Origin of the sequence: Enterococcus hirae ATCC 9790 (assembly GCF_000271405.2) — a bacterium.
Classification (GTDB): Bacteria; Bacillota; Bacilli; order Lactobacillales; family Enterococcaceae; genus Enterococcus_B; species Enterococcus_B hirae.
In genome coordinates, this window is the sequence record NC_018081.1 from 587,501 (window position 1) to 606,285 (window position 18,785).

Genomic DNA, 18,785 nt, shown 5'->3' on the forward strand with positions numbered 1-18,785 from the left:
AACGCGGTGTTCTCGGTTTGTATTACTAATTTACTTCAAATATCCAGTTTTCAATGAACAAAAATATATYTTTGAGAGTARACCTCTCAAAACTGAACAAAGTRWAAAACAAACAGTGTAGTCTCCGTAATATTCCTTAGAAAGGAGGTGATCCAGCCGCACCTTCCGATACGGCTACCTTGTTACGACTTCACCCCAATCATCTATCCCACCTTAGGCGGCTGGCTCCAAAAGGTTACCTCACCGACTTCGGGTGTTACAAACTCTCGTGGTGTGACGGGCGGTGTGTACAAGGCCCGGGAACGTATTCACCGCGGCGTGCTGATCCGCGATTACTAGCGATTCCGGCTTCATGTAGGCGAGTTGCAGCCTACAATCCGAACTGAGAGAAGCTTTAAGAGATTAGCTTAGCCTCGCGACTTTGCGACTCGTTGTACTTCCCATTGTAGCACGTGTGTAGCCCAGGTCATAAGGGGCATGATGATTTGACGTCATCCCCACCTTCCTCCGGTTTGTCACCGGCAGTCTTGCTAGAGTGCCCAACTAAATGATGGCAACTAACAATAAGGGTTGCGCTCGTTGCGGGACTTAACCCAACATCTCACGACACGAGCTGACGACAACCATGCACCACCTGTCACTTTGCCCCCGAAGGGGAAGCTCTATCTCTAGAGTGGTCAAAGGATGTCAAGACCTGGTAAGGTTCTTCGCGTTGCTTCGAATTAAACCACATGCTCCACCGCTTGTGCGGGCCCCCGTCAATTCCTTTGAGTTTCAACCTTGCGGTCGTACTCCCCAGGCGGAGTGCTTAATGCGTTAGCTGCAGCACTGAAGGGCGGAAACCCTCCAACACTTAGCACTCATCGTTTACGGCGTGGACTACCAGGGTATCTAATCCTGTTTGCTCCCCACGCTTTCGAGCCTCAGCGTCAGTTACAGACCAGAGAGCCGCCTTCGCCACTGGTGTTCCTCCATATATCTACGCATTTCACCGCTACACATGGAATTCCACTCTCCTCTTCTGCACTCAAGTCTCCCAGTTTCCAATGACCCTCCCCGGTTGAGCCGGGGGCTTTCACATCAGACTTAAGAAACCGCCTGCGCTCGCTTTACGCCCAATAAATCCGGACAACGCTTGCCACCTACGTATTACCGCGGCTGCTGGCACGTAGTTAGCCGTGGCTTTCTGGTTAGATACCGTCAAGGGATGAACAGTTACTCTCATCCTTGTTCTTCTCTAACAACAGAGTTTTACGATCCGAAAACCTTCTTCACTCACGCGGCGTTGCTCGGTCAGACTTTCGTCCATTGCCGAAGATTCCCTACTGCTGCCTCCCGTAGGAGTTTGGGCCGTGTCTCAGTCCCAATGTGGCCGATCACCCTCTCAGGTCGGCTATGCATCGTCGCCTTGGTGAGCCGTTACCTCACCAACTAGCTAATGCACCGCGGGTCCATCCATCAGCGACACCCGAAAGCGCCTTTCAAATCAAAACCATGCGGTTTCGATTGTTATACGGTATTAGCACCTGTTTCCAAGTGTTATCCCCTTCTGATGGGCAGGTTACCCACGTGTTACTCACCCGTTCGCCACTCCTCTTTTTCCGGTGGAGCAAGCTCCGGTGGAAAAAGAAGCGTTCGACTTGCATGTATTAGGCACGCCGCCAGCGTTCGTCCTGAGCCAGGATCAAACTCTCATAAAAAGTTCGAACAATCTTGCGATTGTTAAGCTCAATTGTTTGCTAGCATATTGCTTGCTTGTTAAAAATGTTTGTTGTCTTGAATCAATCAAGACGCCCTACACATTTGGTTTGTCTTTGCTTTGTTCAGTTTTCAAAGGTCTACTTGATTAATGCTGCTTGATTTAAAGTTGAAACTTCTTAACGAGCTAGCGATTAATCATTCGATATTGCCGTAGCAACTTTTATATCATAACAGATCGACATTTGTTTGTCAACTATTTTTTAAAAGTTTTTTTGACTTCGTTTTTCAGAAACGCTTCAGCAACTCATTTATCATAACTCACCGTTTGTTATTTGTCAACAACTTTTTTGAAGTTTATTTCGATGAAATCAAGCTTCATAAGCTGTCGGTTTTTAACGACTCAGTTATCTTATCATGTGATAACTCACACGTCAAGAACTTTTTGAATCTTTTTTATTACTTCATTTTTTTAAAACGAGTAACTAAAAACAACAAAAAAGAATATACCATGTAATTTTACACATGTCAATAAGTATTTAAACCTTTGGTATAGGTTATCACTCTTGGTTTCAGCTTTTCTATATTAAATAAGCCATAGTCATTCTACTGATTCTGGCTATCCAGATAATCGAACCGTAAGACTTCTTTCAGCTGTTGTCCATTTATGACATCTTTGGTTACTCCACACAGTTGCCCCATTGATGAGCGTTCATCGTTTTCCCGTTGATCAATGAGGTTGAGACAAAAGCAGCATCAAGAAATAAGAAGAAATTTCCGAAGATGCTGCTTTTGTCTCACCGTGAATCAGAGGTCGTGAAAACATCGGGTAGCTCTGATGACAATAAGAAAGAATTTTTTGAAACAGCTTCTCATGTTTTGAAAAATTCAGGCTTATTTCAAGGAGCTGATGTTTGAATACCGTTTAAAGCAAGAGGCTGTGAAAGAAGCGTTCAACTCCGAGCGAATAAGAGAGGATTTTTTTAAAATAGCTCCTCATATTTTAGAAAATCATCGCTTATTGTTGAGGAGTTGCTTCTTGAACACCGTTTATTCGTTTTTAGAGATAATAGAAGAGACCGAGACAAGTTTCTTTTAGAAAAGATCACTCACAAAAAAAGGAAATGAATAGCCATCCATCTCCTCTAACCGACTATTTCGTTTTTTTGCCACTGAGGTCATCCTGTATTTATTGGCTTGCAATTAATTTCTCCATTAATTCCTCATTAAACCCAACAAATAAAACATTATCAAAAATAATCAGCGGACGTCTGATTAGTTCTCCATGTGTTCTACACAAAACAATCAATTGTTGTTCATTAATAGTAGATAAATCAATTTCCAGATTTTTGAAACCTTGTGACCAAGTGGCGAACAGTCGTTCCGCGTGAACATTCTCAAACCCACACAATTCTTTTGCTTCCTTAACGGTTAGCTCTCTTTGATCTAAATCAATAAACTGATAAGAGAGATGATGTTCTTCTAACCACTGCTTTGCTTTTAGACACGTCACACAATGCGCCGACCCGTATACCTTCACAAGATTCCTCCTTTTTTAAATTTAACTGAAGATACTGTTTTGCATATAAATCATTCTTCTTGCAACTGAACGAATTTCTCTTGGAACAAACGAACGAATTTCATCTTCATTAAAACCGATCAATATTCTTTTTTCATCAATTAAGATCGGACGTCTTAGTAAAGAAGGATATTGTTTAAAAAGGACGATCATTTGCTTTAATGTGAGCTCGTTGAAGTCAATAGCTAATTTTTCGTATATTTTTGAGCGAGTAGAGATAATGTCTTCAACGCCTCCGTTAGTGGCTGCTAAAATTTCACGTATTTCATTTTCTGATATCGGCTCTGCAAAAATATTTTTTTCTTCAAAATCTAAACGATTTTCTTGCAACCATGCTCTTGCCTTTCTACAAGAAGTACAGCTAGGGGAAGTATATACTTTTATCATTCTCTCACTCCTTTTTAATTATAATCCCATTCTAACTGAAAGTTATAAAAAACACCAATTATTAGCTATTAAAATTCAGAAAATTTATTCTTCTTTGCTATTAAACCCTTTTAATCCTGTGTTTATATGAAAAAACTTAATTTATTTTGTATAAAAAAAGAAGAAAAACACATAAAAAAACGACATTATTAGTATTTTTTACCTAATAATATCGTTTTTTATGTGATTAAACATGTATTTTTTAATTTTACAACCTGTTTCTCTAATAAATCTAGAAGTTTTCAATTTTCTCGTCCCCTTCATCAAAGGTATACACAAATAGAGACGATTCCTTGCTCGGGTCATTGCTACATAAAAAAGACGGCGTTCTTCTTCGACTGTTGTCACATGCTCTGCCTTGACCTTATCCAAACTAATGGCTGCTTTATCAGAGGCACCATTGTAAGGAATAGCTCCTTCATTACAACCAACTAAAAAAACATTGCGATAGCTTAAGCCTTTACTTCTATGAATACTTTGAATGCATAAAGCATCAAGTTTTCCTTGTCGGTAAGCGATTAAACGAGTTTTTAGTTGTTTCGCAACTGCTTGGATGTCTTTTTCTAAATGGTTGATTTTTTCTAATGTTGGAAATTGTTTGAGCGTTCCTAACAACCATTCACGCTCACTACCGTCTATTTCTTTAGTTGGTCGACTTAATTTAAGGTAGCTTTGAATTAAACGATCAAAACCTTTTCCGCCATTTTTATCAAAAGTATGAAGGTCCTTTACAAACCGATGAATCTCTTTTTCTTTTGTTTTTAAATGCGGCTTTACAGAAAGGATATATTCCACAATATCTGTTACTTTATTTCGTTTAGAAAAATAGTCCTCACATTCAGCCTTCTTGAAATAGCAATTAATCATTAACTGATAGAGTACTTGTTGATAACCTTGTGTCTTTTTTTGATAAGTAGTTGCATTTTGCCAGTAAAGAATCCTTTGATAGAACTGTTGAAATAGTTTTATCCCAAATATCCCTTCGTATGGGCCATCTGCTTCTAGCACAAAGGGGATATCCGTCTGTAACAAGTCTTGGACTAATTGCTGGGTTTGCGTTAACGACCGATATAAAACGATTGATTCTTTGTATTTTCCTTTATGTTTAATCAATGTTTTGATTTGTTCAATGATCCAGCGACTTTCAGCTTGTATGTCATCAAAAGCTAGCGCCTGCATAATCCCCGCCTCTTTCTTAGCTGGAATCATTGATTTTTGGATACGATCATTTTTATTAAAAGTAATTAAGCGATTCGCTCCTTGAACAATGGTGGCACGTGAACGATAGTTGGTTAATAAAAAAAGCGTCTTCGTTGCGTACTCTTGGTCAAAATTTTTAATATAAGAAGGTTCCGAACCTCGAAACCCATAGATACTTTGATCATCGTCACCGACCACAATAAGTTTCATTGGTGTTTCCTTCGTGATCAGGCGAACAATTTCCCACTGTAAAGGATTCGTGTCTTGAAATTCATCAATAAATAAATAATCATATTTTTGTCCCACGAAGTTTCTGATTTCTTCGTTCTGCAAGGCTTGTTTTAAATTACTTAGAACATCATTGAATTCAAAAAGATGTTGCTCTTTCTTTTGTGCTTGCAGTTCTCGCATGAAGTGGGTCATTCTTTCGGAAATCGGCATAGTTGCATTCGGTTCAATAAAGTCAAAGTTTTCTTTTATCAATACTCGCGTTTCTTCTATTGATAAGTTCATATTCTGCCAATAATCAAGACGTGCCGCCAAATTTTTTTCTCCATATTGATCAAAAGCATATAAATTATACTTACGAATAAGTTGTTGTATTAGTCCACTGACTTTGTATGAGGTCTCTTTTGAAAATTCTCCCTGTATCCCTTCAGTGACTACTTCTGGGAATTGGCGACAAATATCATTGTACAAACGAAAAAAGATACTATGAAAAGTTCCTATATGAACATTGGTCTTCCGTTGGCTAAAATTATCTACTCGCTTTTTCAATTCATTCGCAGCATTTCTCGTAAAAGTGATCATCAATATCCGTTGCTCATCTACCTGATTTTCAGTCATTAAATAGACAGCTTTTGCACAAATTGTTTGGGTCTTCCCACTTCCCGCTCCTGCAATGATCCTTAGATTTTTTTCCATATTGTAAGTAATCGCTGCTTTTTGCTCGTAATTAAAACGATTGTAGGAGCGCTTTTCCATCATATCGAAAAATGAATGACTATTATTCGTTTCTTTTTCTTCCTCAATCAGCCCAGGTGCTTCACCATAAGCTGCTTCATAGCTTGCAATGATCTCTTCTTGCATCCGGAAAATTTGTTGGAGCTTCTCATATCTTTTTTCCCAATGACTGATTTCTCTTTGTAAGCGAAGTATTTCTTTTTCATTCCCTTGATTGATTGTTTTCACATCTTTCTATATATAAATGGTCAATATTTTTCTTTTATACTAACAGACCTTTCTAAAAATTAAAATGACTTTAGCAAACACTGACCTTTTCTGAAAATTATCTATAAAATATCAAAAACATATAACCAATATGATAGAATAAAAAAGACAAATATATTAATTTGAAGGTGAATATAAATGAGTACTTCATTTCATGAAGGACGGACAATCGGACTTTTATTATCCTTTATCGGTGGCGCAATGGACAGTTATACATATATTCAATATAACGCATTTGCTTCAGCACAAACGGGTAATATTGTCTTAGCAATCATCCAAGCTTTCGATGGTGAATGGATTAGCGTTGGAAAAAAAATACTTTCTACTGTCTTCTTTTTTTTAGGGATTTTACTGACAAAATTTTTGATTGATTATTTCAAAAAGAAAGAAAAACACTATTGGCGTTTGTATGTTCTTTACTACGAAGCAATTATCTTTTTCTTAGTCAGTCTGACTCCAATCAGTATCCACCCAGCCATCGTAACCATCATGATTGCATTTACAGCAGCTATTCAATGGGTCGCTTTTGATAAAATCGATGGACGAGCTTATACTAATCTTTTTACTACGGGGAATCTAAAAGGAGTTGCTACTAACTTATACGATTCTCTTGTCACAAAAGAAAAAGCAGCGTTCGATCGTTTTTTCCATTTTCTGACAGTTGTTCTGGCTTTCATCAGTGGTGCAGGCGTTCTCGTTTTTTGCCACCATTTATTTGGGCATTTTGCTATTTTATTAGTGGCTGTTTTATTTTTAATCATAGCAATTGTTCAAAGCATTCAAGTATGGAAATTTTACCAACGTCATATAGTCTTATCCAAAAAATAAGGACAAGCGTGTTCACTTTAATGGCCAACTAAAAAATCACTATACTTCAAAACACAACAAATAGACTGATTTACAGGATACTCGGACAGTACCTCAGCCTATTTGTTGTGTTTATGTTTATTTTTATTCATTCCATTATCGCACTTGATTTTCGAACAACAAGCTGCCAATGCAAACTGTCGGCAGTTTCATTATCTTCTACTGCACATTTGATGACCCGGATCATCACGCTGTTTTCATAAACTTTTTCAATTTCTCCTTTGATAGGTGCTTCAAATAAATCTGAAACAAAAGCACCTGTTTCACCAACTTCAAATAATTGCTCATCCATTTTCTCCATTACTTGTTCATTCCCCATGATAGTTCCTCCAATATTTTTTAAGTCAATCAATTTTTAACACACTTCTAGGCAGAGAACACATAAAAATCATAAAAAGCCCTTTTCATGTCAAAACCGTTCACTTTTTTTATCTGCCATTTATAAAATACTCAAAAAAGAAAGATCTAACTGAATTTTTTGATCTTTTTTTACGGTTTTGATGTCAAAACAACCTTTTATGAATCGAAACACTATTTTTAACAAATTTAGAATAAAATCGTTATTGGAGGTACGTTGGATGAAAAATAAAGTTGTAAATAGAATATTAGACACATTATTCAGTGGTGAAAAAATAGAAGATGAAATGGTTTATCTCCAAGTAAAATTTGCCCTTGATGTATTAATGAATAACCTTGGCAAATTGGCCGTTGTTTTAGTATTTTCTTTAATAACCGGTTCTTGGGTCGAAACAGGATTGACCTTTCTTTCTTATATTTGTATCCGTCGCTATGCTTACGGACTTCATTCTGATTCTGAATTTGTTTGTTTACTATGGACTTTGCTTTATTTGTGGGGCGTTCCCCTCTTAATGAAACACTTTGATGTGACCATCTCTTCCCCACTGAAGGTCATTTCATTGATCATCTGTTTCTTATTGTTGCTTCGCTATGGATCAAAAGGTACAGCAATCAATCCCATTGAACCTGAAAAACGCCCACCACTGTTAAAAAAAGCAATTTTCATGTTTCTTCTATTTGCAATAACTATTTTATTTTTCGCTAATTCTTACTTTTCTACTTACTTGCTTCTCGGAATTATTTTAGAAATAGCTACGCTGCTTCCAATTACGAATTATATAATGAATCTTGGAGGAATTTTCTATGAAAAAAACAATCATTAAACAACTTACTAATTTGTCTGACTTCTTTGTGTCTGGATGCTGCTTTGGTATGAGTTCAGAGTTTAAAATCCCTGAAAAATTAAAAAAATAATTCAATAAATATGCTATAATTTGGTAAAAATCAATGGGAGCTGTACTTTATGTTTTTGTGGTCCATAGCCTTGCAATATTTAATTTACACAATTTGTGTATTACTCATTGAACACCAAATTAAAAAGAAATACTTATTCGTTACCACTATTTTAATCTCTTGTGTCTTGTTAGGTTTTATGTATCCTTTATTTGGGATATTTACTGCTTTATTTGCTATAGGTATGCTGATGCTAACATTCTTCTTCTTTTCTACTTCCCCGCAAAAACTGGTTTATGCTCTTCCTTGGGGATTGCTTACTTCGCTTTTAGGAGACCATTTGACGAGCATCAGCGATTTTTTTATTTTGAAATCTGCTGTCATTGAACCAGGAGATTCCTTGCAGTATATTCATATCGTCATTTCTGCGACGTTATCGATCTTACTTGCTTTAGCCTTTAAAAAAGCCTTAGAAAATTTTCATGGTTTGGATCGCCGAATGATTGGAACCGTTGGCGCGTTGATGTTATTTACCTATTATATCGTTATCTTTTATACACGTTTTTCTGGCGAGACTCCCCAAATTTTAACTATCAACACTGGCTTTTTCATTCTTTATCTCTGTGGCGGGCTGTTTATCCTCATTTATTATTGGAAAATTTCAAAGAGAAAAATGGCAGACCAATTGTTAGAACAGCGTATGCAAATGCAACAAGATTACATCCGTGATCTAGAAAAAAACTATCAAGACCTTAGAGAATTCAAGCATGATTATCAAAACTTGCTTTTTTCAATGAATAGTTATCTTGCTGAAGGTGACCTGGAGGGATTACGTAAGTACTACAATCAAAATATCTTACCCACTCGTCAAATGATGGATCTTTTCCCAGCAAACCTTAGTCTGTTAGATAACATAAAAATTCCTGAAATAAGAAGCTTATTGTCTTTGAAATTAATGATGGCACAAGAAAAAGGATTATCCGTGCATCTTGTTATTCCAGAAGAGATCACTTTAAAGAAAAAACACACAGTAAACATCGTCCGAATGTTAGGTATTATTTTAGATAATGCGATTGAAGGAGCTTTAATTACTAAAAAGAAGAAAATTGAACTCTTTGTTTTAAAAAAGAAAAACTCAGTGATTATTCGTGTCATCAATACAACGATGAATACACTTCCGTTAAATCAATTAAAACAAAAAGGTTTTTCAACAAAAAAAGATCCTAAAAACGAAGGACTCGGTTTATTCATTTTGGATGAGCTGTCAAAGGCCAATCCTTATATCTTTTTAGAGACATCTATTGAGAATCAACGTTTTTCTCAGACAATCTATATACAAACAAAATAAAGGAGTATTCGTATGATTCCAATTTATATTTGCGAAGATGACACGAAACAGTTGGAAGTAATTTCAGCAGTGATCAAAAATCGAATTATGATTGAGAATTTGGATAGTTATGTCCATATCGCCACTTCTGATCCAATTGAACTTCTTCAAGCAGCTAGAGTACGAACCTCATCTTTTGGTATTTATTTTTTAGACATTGAATTAAAAGATAGCGATCTAGATGGTATTATGATCGGAAAACGCGTAAGAGATCTAGATCCTTTAGGAAAAATTATTTATGTTACTTCTCATACGGATCTTTCAATGTCTATCTTAAAGAGTAATATTGAACCGACTGATTATATTATCAAAGAAGATATTTTTGATTTAAAAGAAAATGTGGAACGTATTTTAAGTAAGATCTTTGAAGATGTCAAAGCGACTCCTTTACAAAAAGATATTTTTAAAATCGAATTTAACGATGAAATAAAATTTCTTCCGATCAAAGATATCCAGTATTTCTCTACTTCCCCAGGAACGCCACATAAATTAGAGGTTCATTTGACTCATGCGCAAATGCAGTTCTATGATAAAATCAAAGAAATATAGAAAATGAACCGTCATTTTATCCGCTGCCATAAATCATACGTGATCAATACTCAAAATGTCCGTACGATCAACAAAAAAACTCGTGAAATCACGTTAGCAAATGGCGAAGTGATTCCGGCTTCTGTACGTGGTTTAAAAAAATTGATCTCGTAAATCTCAGACTTCTCCCCAAAAACAAACAAAAAAATGAGCAAAACTCGTCTGTTTGTTTTGCTCATTTTTTCTTATTTATCTTTTCTTGTTCCTATTTTGTAGTTTAATGTAACAGCATTTCTTGCGCAATTTCTTGCCCACTCATCTCCACTGGATAAAAAGTTGGCCAATGATCCATTTCTGCCAGTAAACTTTCTTGACTTTCATTCCCTAAATAGATATGAAAATGTTCCGAATCTGTTGGTGCAATCGAATGATCACTGAATTGTACATATCGATAAGCGCCACTTTCTGGCTCTACTGCTTCAAATAAGTAGCGTACGCCTCGATTTCCTGCAGCGTAATTCAAAACTCTTTTACCTGCATATCGGTAAGATGATTGCTTCGTCTCACCATTTTTAAAAGTAAATGCCATTCGATCTCCGTCAATCTTGATCTTTTCGACATCCGTCTGGTATCCGACGGTATAATAATCCTTGTACTCTTTTGCTGATTTTTTTGGATCGATTTTTGCCTTATACTCAAATACGGGATCTAAGGTTCCATCAGCTAAATAGTTATCGACCGTTTGCCATTGCCCTTTCCAATCGGACAATTTGCGGTCTTTCACAGCTGAATCTTCAAAGTAACCATTATATACATTTTTTTCTTTTTCTGGTGTCAGTGTGGCTTCCAGTGGATTCACTGTATCTGTCGTTTTTTGTAATGACTTGAGGTTTTCTTTCATTATGGTTACGTAGTTTTCACCATTTGCAAGTTGTTCTTTCGTTAAACCTTCTAGAGGATTCAAGACAGCCAAAGAAACGCCGGCTTCATTTGCTAGAGTTCTAGCGATACTGTCTTTAGCATTTTCTTCGAAATAAATATATTTGATCCCATGATCTTTTACAAACTGTTTTAATTCAGCAATTCTTGCGGCTGAAGGCTCCTCACTTGAGGATAAGCCAGCTATTGACACTTGTTTCAGTCCATACTCTAATGCCAAATAGTTGAATGCGGCATGTTGGGTAACAAAAGATTTTTGTTTTGCTTTACTTAAGGTATCCTGATAACTCTGATGAAGTTCTTGTAATTTTTCTAAATAATTCTCCGCATTTTTAGTAAAGGCTTCTTTTTTATCGGGGTATTTTGTGATCAGTTGATCCCTTATACTTTTTACTTGTTTCATTGCTAAACTTGGAGCTAACCAAACATGCGGGTCTAATTCATGAGAATGCCCTGCTTCGCCATGACTATGGTCATGTCCTTCTTCACTACCCGGTAACAACAACATCCCTTCAGTCGCTTTGACTGCTAACACATTCCCCTCTTTCAATGTGTTTTGGATTGCTGGTACCCAGGTTTCCATATTTTCGTTGTTATAGACAAAGACATCCGCATTTTGAATTTTTGCCATATCTTTTGCTGATGGCTCATAGTCGTGTGAATCTGTCCCAGCAGGAATCAATAACTCAACTTCTCCTTCATCTCCAACTACTTCTTTCGTGAAATCATACATTGGATAAAAAGTCGTCATCACCTGCAATTTTTCTTTTTTGTTCGCGGCTTCTTGTTGATTGCCACAACTGGCAAGTATACAAACAGTAACTACTATCCCTAATAAATAAACCAAACGCTTCATTTGACGACACTCCTTCATCTTCTTTCATTTTACGATTAAAGTTACCAAATCGTAATCTTTACGTTTTAGCAACAGGATTTAATTTATCATATCGCTAAATAAATAGTCAAGCGTTTTCTTAAAACTATTTCTTTTTATTTTCTAGCCATTTCTGAACAGTATCATTTTCTTTTTGTCACTAGTTCCGACTATAATAAGATAAATCAGCTTGACGTTCCCGATAGGTAAAAAACAATTTCCTTTTACTTTTATCTTGAACTTAGAGCGATTTAGTACATTGAAAGGAGTAACAAATTGAAGAATAATTCTAAAGATCAGTCTCGTCTGATACGTTTTCTAGGAGGAACAACTTCCTATTATGTATTAGGGTTGTTGATTATGTTAGCTTTAGTGATCTATTTTTTTCAGCAGATCGGTTTTATTTTTAAACCATTTTTTGTGATTTTTGCGACGACACTCGCTCCAGTACTATTTGCGTTAGTTTTATATTATTTACTAGACCCGTTGATCAAACGTTTGAGTCGAAAACTATCTAGAAATTTATCTGTTACTATTGTTTATGTCATTATTTTATTTTTGATCGGCTTAGGGAGTGTTTGGTTAGTTCCTTTCTTGGAGCAACAAGCCAAAACACTAATGACTAGTTTTCCTGATTTGTTCAACGATTTTATACAAACTTTGAAAAACTTCCTAGCGCAAACACCTTTTGCGGACACATTCGATCAATTCTTTTCATCGATTGATGATTGGACGTCTAATTTTGCCTCGTTTATTGGCGATTATTGGGAAAGTGGCGCACAAAGTATCGGGAATATCTTTTCAGCAGTAACATCTACCTTTATTACATTGTTTACTGGTCCAATCATTGCGTTCTTCTTATTAAGAGATCCTCAGAAATTTTATCAAGCTGTGTTAGGGATCGTACCACCCAAGTTCCGTACAGATTTTCGCACATTGACTAAAATCGCCAATCAACAATTAGGTGATTTCTTAAAAGGGCAAATCATTGCTTCTTTCATCTTAGGAGCTGTTTATTGGGTCACATTTTTATTGATCGGCTTAGAATTTGCAAGCATACTAGCAATCGCAGCTGGGATTTTATGTATCATTCCTTACATTGGACCATTTATTGCCTTCTTTCCTGGATTGTTTATTGCTTTCCAAGATTCGACATTCATGGCAATTAAGTTTGTTTTGGTCTGGTTCATCGTCCAATTACTTCATGGGGACTTAGTTATCCCTCGAGTTATGGGCAATCGCCTTCAAGTCCATCCAATCACTATTTTGATTGTTTTATTAGTGATGGGTGATTTACTAGGACTCATGGGTGTAATTTTTGGGATCCCCATCTACACATTGATCAAATTATTGGTTGTCTTTACTTTTAAAAAGTTCAAACAACGCTACAACAAGTATTATGGCGATCAGGGTGTCTACCAAAAAGCAGAATTTTCGGAAAAAGACTACTTTGAAAAAGAGTAAAGAAAGTCTGGAACACCTCTCAAAAAAACGAGGGACTAGGACGATCAAGCTTATTTTTCTTACTGAAGAAGACTATTGTCCCAGTCTCTACTAAACAGACCTTTGTTCCTGTTTCTATGTAAAACAACAAGAGCTGCAATCCACATTTAAGAGTGCAGCTCTTCTTTTGTATGCTCATCAATCGCATAAAATGATTGGGGTTTTTGATTTATATCGATTCAATGACTAAGTGATTCCGTTTATTGAAGTGACCTGTTACTGAAATAGTATAATTGCCTTCTTCCAAAATAAGCAATTTATCCGTTATTTCTATATTGACCACTGATTGATTGATTCAGGGCTCATTGGTAATGTAAATCGCACAAGCAATGGCTGTGTCTTGATTTCCTGAATTTTACCGAGTAAAACAATAGATTATTCCATCACGATCACCTCGCTAAAATTATAGAAAAAACAACTAAAATCGAGAATTTTTAATCGATTTTAGATATGCTAATAATAATCAAGACAGTAAAGTTTGTGACGGTGGCTATCCGATTGAAAGTGAGGTGGTGCGTATGTGCGTACTTCCAAAATCTTACAGAAAGGAGAAGCCTTTTGCCTGTTGAAACGGCGCTAGGATTAATGATTGGTTTCGGTTCTTTAATCGCAACAATCATTTTTGGAATCTTGGCAGTTGTAAACAACAATCAAAAAAATAACCGTCAGCTTTAGCCGGTCGACGATTATTTTTCAAAAATAATATTAAACTGGTCACCGTCTTAAACGGTGCTGTTAAGGAGTTGTTAGCGCAACTCCTCTTTTCGTATTCATTATATCAACTTTATTGATCTTTTACAATCAGAATGGGAAATCATCATTGCTAATATCATTGTCCATCCAATGGATTTTGCGAAGCGTTAAATCCATTGTTATTAGTCATCGTTGTTTCATGTTGTTCAAAGGTGGTTGTGATTGGACTCTTGGCAGGTTGATCAGTGTAATTACTACACAACACTGAGTAACACATAATTTTACATCATATTTATTTTTAGATATTAATGTCCAGAAAATGGAGATTTGATCGACACAATGACAATAGATATTTTTAAACTAAAAAGTAAGAATAGAAAGGGAAAAGATAGCTAAGTTCACAAGTTAAAAAAAGAAGAAACCCCTGATATAATGTATTTTTTGTGTGTCACTTTTCTTTTGAAATGGCATAAATTTTTAATTTTATTTGACACAAAATATAAACCTCTGTACACATTCCGGTATTCCTCATTTAGCTCAACCTGTTTTAATTTTGAGCGTATCTTAAATCAAGAAAACTGAGACATTGATCAGATTTTTTCTAATCAATGCCCCAGTTTTTAGACTTACATAAATTTATTTTTCCTTAGTTTACAGAAACTGTTTGGTTTTCAGCCAATAAGTTGCCACTGCCATCATAGAAATTCATTGTTACTTGATCATCAGCTTTGATTAGGTCTGGCTTCACATAATAACTGATTGCCCCATCCTTAAAGCTCCCACCTTTACTGATCAGTTTACCATTGACAAACAAGTGTCCTTGGTGGACTTGGGTATCAGAACCATAGGCTCCTTTGATCGTTTGTGTGCCGATTTTATAAGTCAATTCGTTGATTTCAGCTGTTGGTGTTTGAATAGTGACATCAATCTCTGATCCTGGAATTTGTTGTCCTCGATTGTTGGCACCCATCAAGACTACCTGATCGTCTTCTGACACTTTAAGGTTTCCTACATAATAACTGAACTTGCCATCTTTGAAGCTGCCGCCTTGACTAACTTTTTCACCATTGACCAATAAGATTCCTTGGTAAACATCGCCTGTGTAGTTTCCTTCGATCACTGTACTGCTTCCCACACGATGGGCTTCTGTTAATTGACCCAGTTGTTCTCCTATAGTCACTGGTTGTGGGTCCCCTAGTGGTGTATCGAATTTATCATAGCCTTGAATCGTTGCTTGATCCCCTGCTTTGATGATTTGAGAGTTCACATAATAGCTAAACTTACCATCTTTATAGGTTCCGCCCCAGCTGATTACTTCCCCATTCACTACTAGTTTTCCTTTATGGATATCCCCCGTATAAGTTCCAGTAATGGTTGAATCACCTAGCTTATAAGTGTCCACCTGATCAATTGATCCTGAAGATTCGGAAATCACTTCAATCTCTTTTGAATCTATCAATTCCTTCTCTTTGTTGTAGCCATCTAATACGACTTTGTCGCCGACTTTTAATTTGCCAACACCGACATAATAGCTGAATTGACCATCTTTGAAGCTACCGCCCCAGCTGACAACTTTGCCATTAACGGTTAATCGTCCGAGAGACATATCCCCTGTGTAGGTTCCAGTAATATTGACATCTCCTACATGATATTCTTGTGGTTTCAACTCACTTTTCACTAGTTCTGCCACATAAGTTCCTGCCGTTAAATCCCCAGTTCCGTAATTTGTCATAAAGTCAGCAGGTGAATAGCCTTTGGACTGACCATCTTCACGAATCCAATTTCCTGTCAGCTGATCCCCTTCGTTCAGTGCTTTCGGCGCTGATAACTTAGTGTCTCCAACCGCTTTAAAGTGATCGCCTAGTGTTAATTTAGCAAGAGGTGTGTCCTTAAACATATCCTGCATAGTTGTTACGTTACTAGTATCAAAAACACTTAAATCTAGACTTGTTACGCTGCTTATATTGTAAAACATATTCTCCATAGTTGTTACATTACTGGTATCAAAACCACTTACATCTAAACTTGTTACACTGCTCATACCACGAAACATATTAGCCATATCTGTTACGTTACTGGTATCAAAGCCACTTACATCTAGACTTGTTACGCTGCTCATACCGGAAAACATATGTTGCATATTTGTTACTTTACTGGTATCAAAGCCACTTACATCTAGACTTGTTATGCTACTCATACCTTTAAACATTTTACTCATATCTGTTACGTTACTGGTATCCAGTTGACTTAACCCTTCGATTTCAGTTACATTCGTAGGTTTGTCAGCCGAGGTATTTCCACTAAATAATAAAAAAGAATTTTCTGGAGCAACTACTTTTCCAGACAAGACAATTTTCTTGATGGCTGTAGCATCTACTTTTTTGTTTTCGGACCATGGCGATTCTACAAAACCACTTAACTCACCTGCTTCGATCGTCAATGTCCCTGTGGTTTCATCAAAATTATACGGACTAGTTCCCCATGTGCCTATTTCAACGGAAACATACGTGCCCGCAGTCAAGTCACCAGTGCCATAGTTTTTCATGAAATCTGCTGCTGTATAAGCCTTTCCTTTGCCATCTTCTCTCTTCCAAGCAGAAGTAAGAGCTCCTTTTCCTGCTACAAATTTAAAGGTATCTCCTAGAATTAATTTTTTAAGTGAAGTACCAAAAAACATATCAGTCATATCTGTTACGTTGCTGGTGTCAAAGTTGCTTAAATCTAGACTTGTTACGCTACCCATACCTTTAAACATATAACCCATAGTTGTTACGTTACTGGTATCAAAGTTGCTTACATCTAAACCTGTTACACTGCTCATACCATAAAACATATAACTCATAGTTGTTACGTTACTGGTATCAAAGCTACTTACATCTAAACTTGTTACACTGCTCATACCAAAAAACATATAACTCATATCTGTTACGTTGCTGGTATCCAGTTGACTTAACCCTTCGATTTCAGTTACATTCGTAAGATCCTTACCAACGGTACTTGTACTAAATAAGTAGTTTGAATTTTCTGGAGCAACTACTTTCCCAGCCAAGACAATTTTTTTGATGGCTTTATTATCTACTTTATTGCTGCTCCATGGCGATTCTTTATAGCCACTTAACTCACCTGCTCCGATTGTTAACGTTCCTGTATCTTTATCAAACATATACGGACTAGTTCCCCACGTGTCTGTTTCAACGGAAACATACGTGCCAGCAGTCAGATCACCGGTGCCATAGTTTTTCATGAAATCTTCTGCTGAATAAAACGTCCCTTTGCCATCTTCTCTCTTCCAAGCAGAAGTAAGACTTGCGTTTGCTTCTACAAATTTAAATGTATCTCCTAGAGTTAATTTCTTAAGTGGAGCATCAGCAAACATATAAGACATAAATGTTACTTTGCTAGTGTCAAAATTGCTTACATCTAGACTTGTTACGCTGCTCATACCATAAAACATAGAACGCATATCTGTTACGTTACTGGTATCAAAGCCACTTACATCTAGACTTGTTATGCTACTCATATCTTTAAACATTTTCCACATATCTGTTACGTTACTGGTATCCAGTTGACTTAACCCTTCGATTTCAGTTACATTCGTAAGTTTTTCAGCAGGGGTATTTCCACTAAATAATAACCTAGAATTTTTTGGAGCAACTACTTTTCCAGACAAGACAATTTTCTTGATTGCTTCAGCATCTACGTTTTTATTTTCGGACCATGGGGATTCTGTATATCCACTTAACTCACCTGCTCCGATTGTCAATACTCCTGTGTTTTCATCAAAAGTATACGGACTGGTACCCCACGTGCCTGTTATCTCGGAGGCAGCTACCACGTTCGCTTTTTTCGCTACTTTTGGCGCTTCAGCTGTTGGATTAGTTGCATCCCCTTCACTTTCGGCAGTCGGTGCTGTTGCTTGCTCTTGTTCTGTTGCTTGGTCTTGGGTGTCATCCGTTGTTTCATCGGTTGTTGCTAACGAATCACTAGCTGTAGTGGTTGAATCCGTTGGGTTTACTAACGGATCTGTGACGTTTTGTATCGTTTGATCGATGACTTCTTTTGCTTCATTCGCCTGTGTTTGTTCAGTAGCAGTTTCAGCTGTTGGTGTCAAAGTATCCGCTAATGCCATTGTTGGTGCAATCCCAGTATTTCCCATCACCCCAGCCACCGCAAACATCGTTAATAGCTGTTTTTTACGTTTTGCTGTTAATTTTTTTTTACTCATATTTACTCCTTTTTTGCTCTTATTTTTGATCATTATTTTCTCGTCAATACCACTTCATCAGCTTTAGGTGTTTCCCCTGTTTTCAATTGATGTCTCTTTCCAATGTCCATTTTGTTACCGAAGCTGACAAAATCGTATGGATCATCTCCCCTGCAACATTTATTTTACTTGTTCTAATTAAGCATAAACGCTCAATATTCCCAATTAATATTCTTGAATTTTGATCGTTTACCATAACGTTTATATATATTTCTTTCATTGATTGAGGAAATCAATCAAGCTTCTTCTACTACTTATCATCTGAAGAAATATTTCACCTACATATTACGCTTTATGTAAAGGTTAATGGGTAAAAGAAAAAGAGAGTGAGACAATAGTCAGAAAA

11 protein-coding genes, 1 rRNA gene and 1 pseudogene are annotated in these 18,785 nt (G+C 36.6%); 6 read left to right on the plus strand and 7 right to left on the minus strand.

Annotation, left to right across the window (positions count from 1 at the left end):
• Positions 1-140: 140 nt before the first annotated feature.
• The 4 genes from EHR_RS02910 to EHR_RS02930 all read right to left on the minus strand — a co-directional run bounded on the left by EHR_RS02910 (position 141) and on the right by EHR_RS02930 (position 6,094).
• Positions 141-1,700, minus strand: a 16S ribosomal RNA gene (locus EHR_RS02910).
• 1,187 nt (positions 1,701-2,887) lie between these two features.
• A complete protein-coding gene (locus EHR_RS02920; RefSeq protein WP_010720213.1) occupies positions 2,888-3,238 on the minus strand; it encodes a Spx/MgsR family RNA polymerase-binding regulatory protein in 351 nt (116 codons plus the stop codon).
• A 21-nt stretch (positions 3,239-3,259) separates the two neighbouring features.
• A complete protein-coding gene (locus EHR_RS02925) occupies positions 3,260-3,664 on the minus strand; it encodes a Spx/MgsR family RNA polymerase-binding regulatory protein (RefSeq protein WP_010720214.1) in 405 nt (134 codons plus the stop codon).
• Between the two features lie 198 nt (positions 3,665-3,862).
• The gene (locus EHR_RS02930) at positions 3,863-6,094 is read right to left on the minus strand and encodes an ATP-dependent helicase (protein WP_014834312.1); all 2,232 of its coding nucleotides are present in this window, start codon (positions 6,092-6,094) and stop codon (positions 3,863-3,865) included.
• A 177-nt stretch (positions 6,095-6,271) separates the two neighbouring features.
• Here EHR_RS02930 and EHR_RS02935 point away from each other — a divergent pair, with 177 nt between their 5' ends.
• The gene (locus EHR_RS02935) at positions 6,272-6,961 is read left to right on the plus strand and encodes a YoaK family protein (protein WP_010736953.1); all 690 of its coding nucleotides are present in this window, start codon (positions 6,272-6,274) and stop codon (positions 6,959-6,961) included.
• Positions 6,962-7,088: 127 nt separating this feature from the next.
• Here the strand turns inward: EHR_RS02935 and EHR_RS02940 are convergent, their stop codons facing one another.
• The gene (locus EHR_RS02940; protein WP_010720217.1) at positions 7,089-7,319 is read right to left on the minus strand and encodes a hypothetical protein; all 231 of its coding nucleotides are present in this window, start codon (positions 7,317-7,319) and stop codon (positions 7,089-7,091) included.
• A gap of 259 nt (positions 7,320-7,578) precedes the next feature.
• On the opposite strand from EHR_RS02940, the gene EHR_RS02945 reads away from it, so the two are divergent.
• From EHR_RS02945 to EHR_RS02955, 3 genes and pseudogenes are all read left to right on the plus strand, one after another.
• Positions 7,579-8,181, plus strand: coding sequence for an accessory gene regulator B family protein (locus tag EHR_RS02945; RefSeq protein WP_010736952.1), 603 nt, complete (start codon positions 7,579-7,581; stop codon positions 8,179-8,181).
• Between the two features lie 140 nt (positions 8,182-8,321).
• Positions 8,322-9,599, plus strand: a complete 1,278-nt coding sequence (locus tag EHR_RS02950; protein ID WP_010736951.1) for a sensor histidine kinase — start codon at positions 8,322-8,324, stop codon at positions 9,597-9,599.
• 12 nt (positions 9,600-9,611) lie between these two features.
• Positions 9,612-10,340, plus strand: a pseudogene (locus tag EHR_RS02955) (LytR/AlgR family response regulator transcription factor).
• A 103-nt stretch (positions 10,341-10,443) separates the two neighbouring features.
• On the opposite strand, the gene EHR_RS02960 reads toward EHR_RS02955, so the two are convergent.
• Positions 10,444-11,961: a zinc ABC transporter substrate-binding protein AdcA gene (locus tag EHR_RS02960; protein WP_010736949.1), complete on the minus strand. Its 1,518-nt coding sequence runs from the start codon at positions 11,959-11,961 to the stop codon at positions 10,444-10,446.
• Positions 11,962-12,255: 294 nt separating this feature from the next.
• Between EHR_RS02960 and EHR_RS02965 the strand changes: the two genes are divergently transcribed.
• Both EHR_RS02965 and comI read left to right on the plus strand, forming a co-directional pair.
• Complete coding sequence (locus EHR_RS02965) at positions 12,256-13,443, plus strand: AI-2E family transporter (protein ID WP_010720222.1); 1,188 nt, start codon at positions 12,256-12,258, stop codon at positions 13,441-13,443.
• A 597-nt stretch (positions 13,444-14,040) separates the two neighbouring features.
• A complete protein-coding gene (gene comI / locus EHR_RS13705) occupies positions 14,041-14,157 on the plus strand; it encodes a competence inhibitor ComI (protein WP_014834314.1) in 117 nt (38 codons plus the stop codon).
• A gap of 664 nt (positions 14,158-14,821) precedes the next feature.
• Here comI and EHR_RS13710 read toward each other — a convergent pair.
• Positions 14,822-18,400: a BspA family leucine-rich repeat surface protein gene (locus tag EHR_RS13710; RefSeq protein WP_014834315.1), complete on the minus strand. Its 3,579-nt coding sequence runs from the start codon at positions 18,398-18,400 to the stop codon at positions 14,822-14,824.
• Positions 18,401-18,785 lie beyond the last annotated feature (385 nt).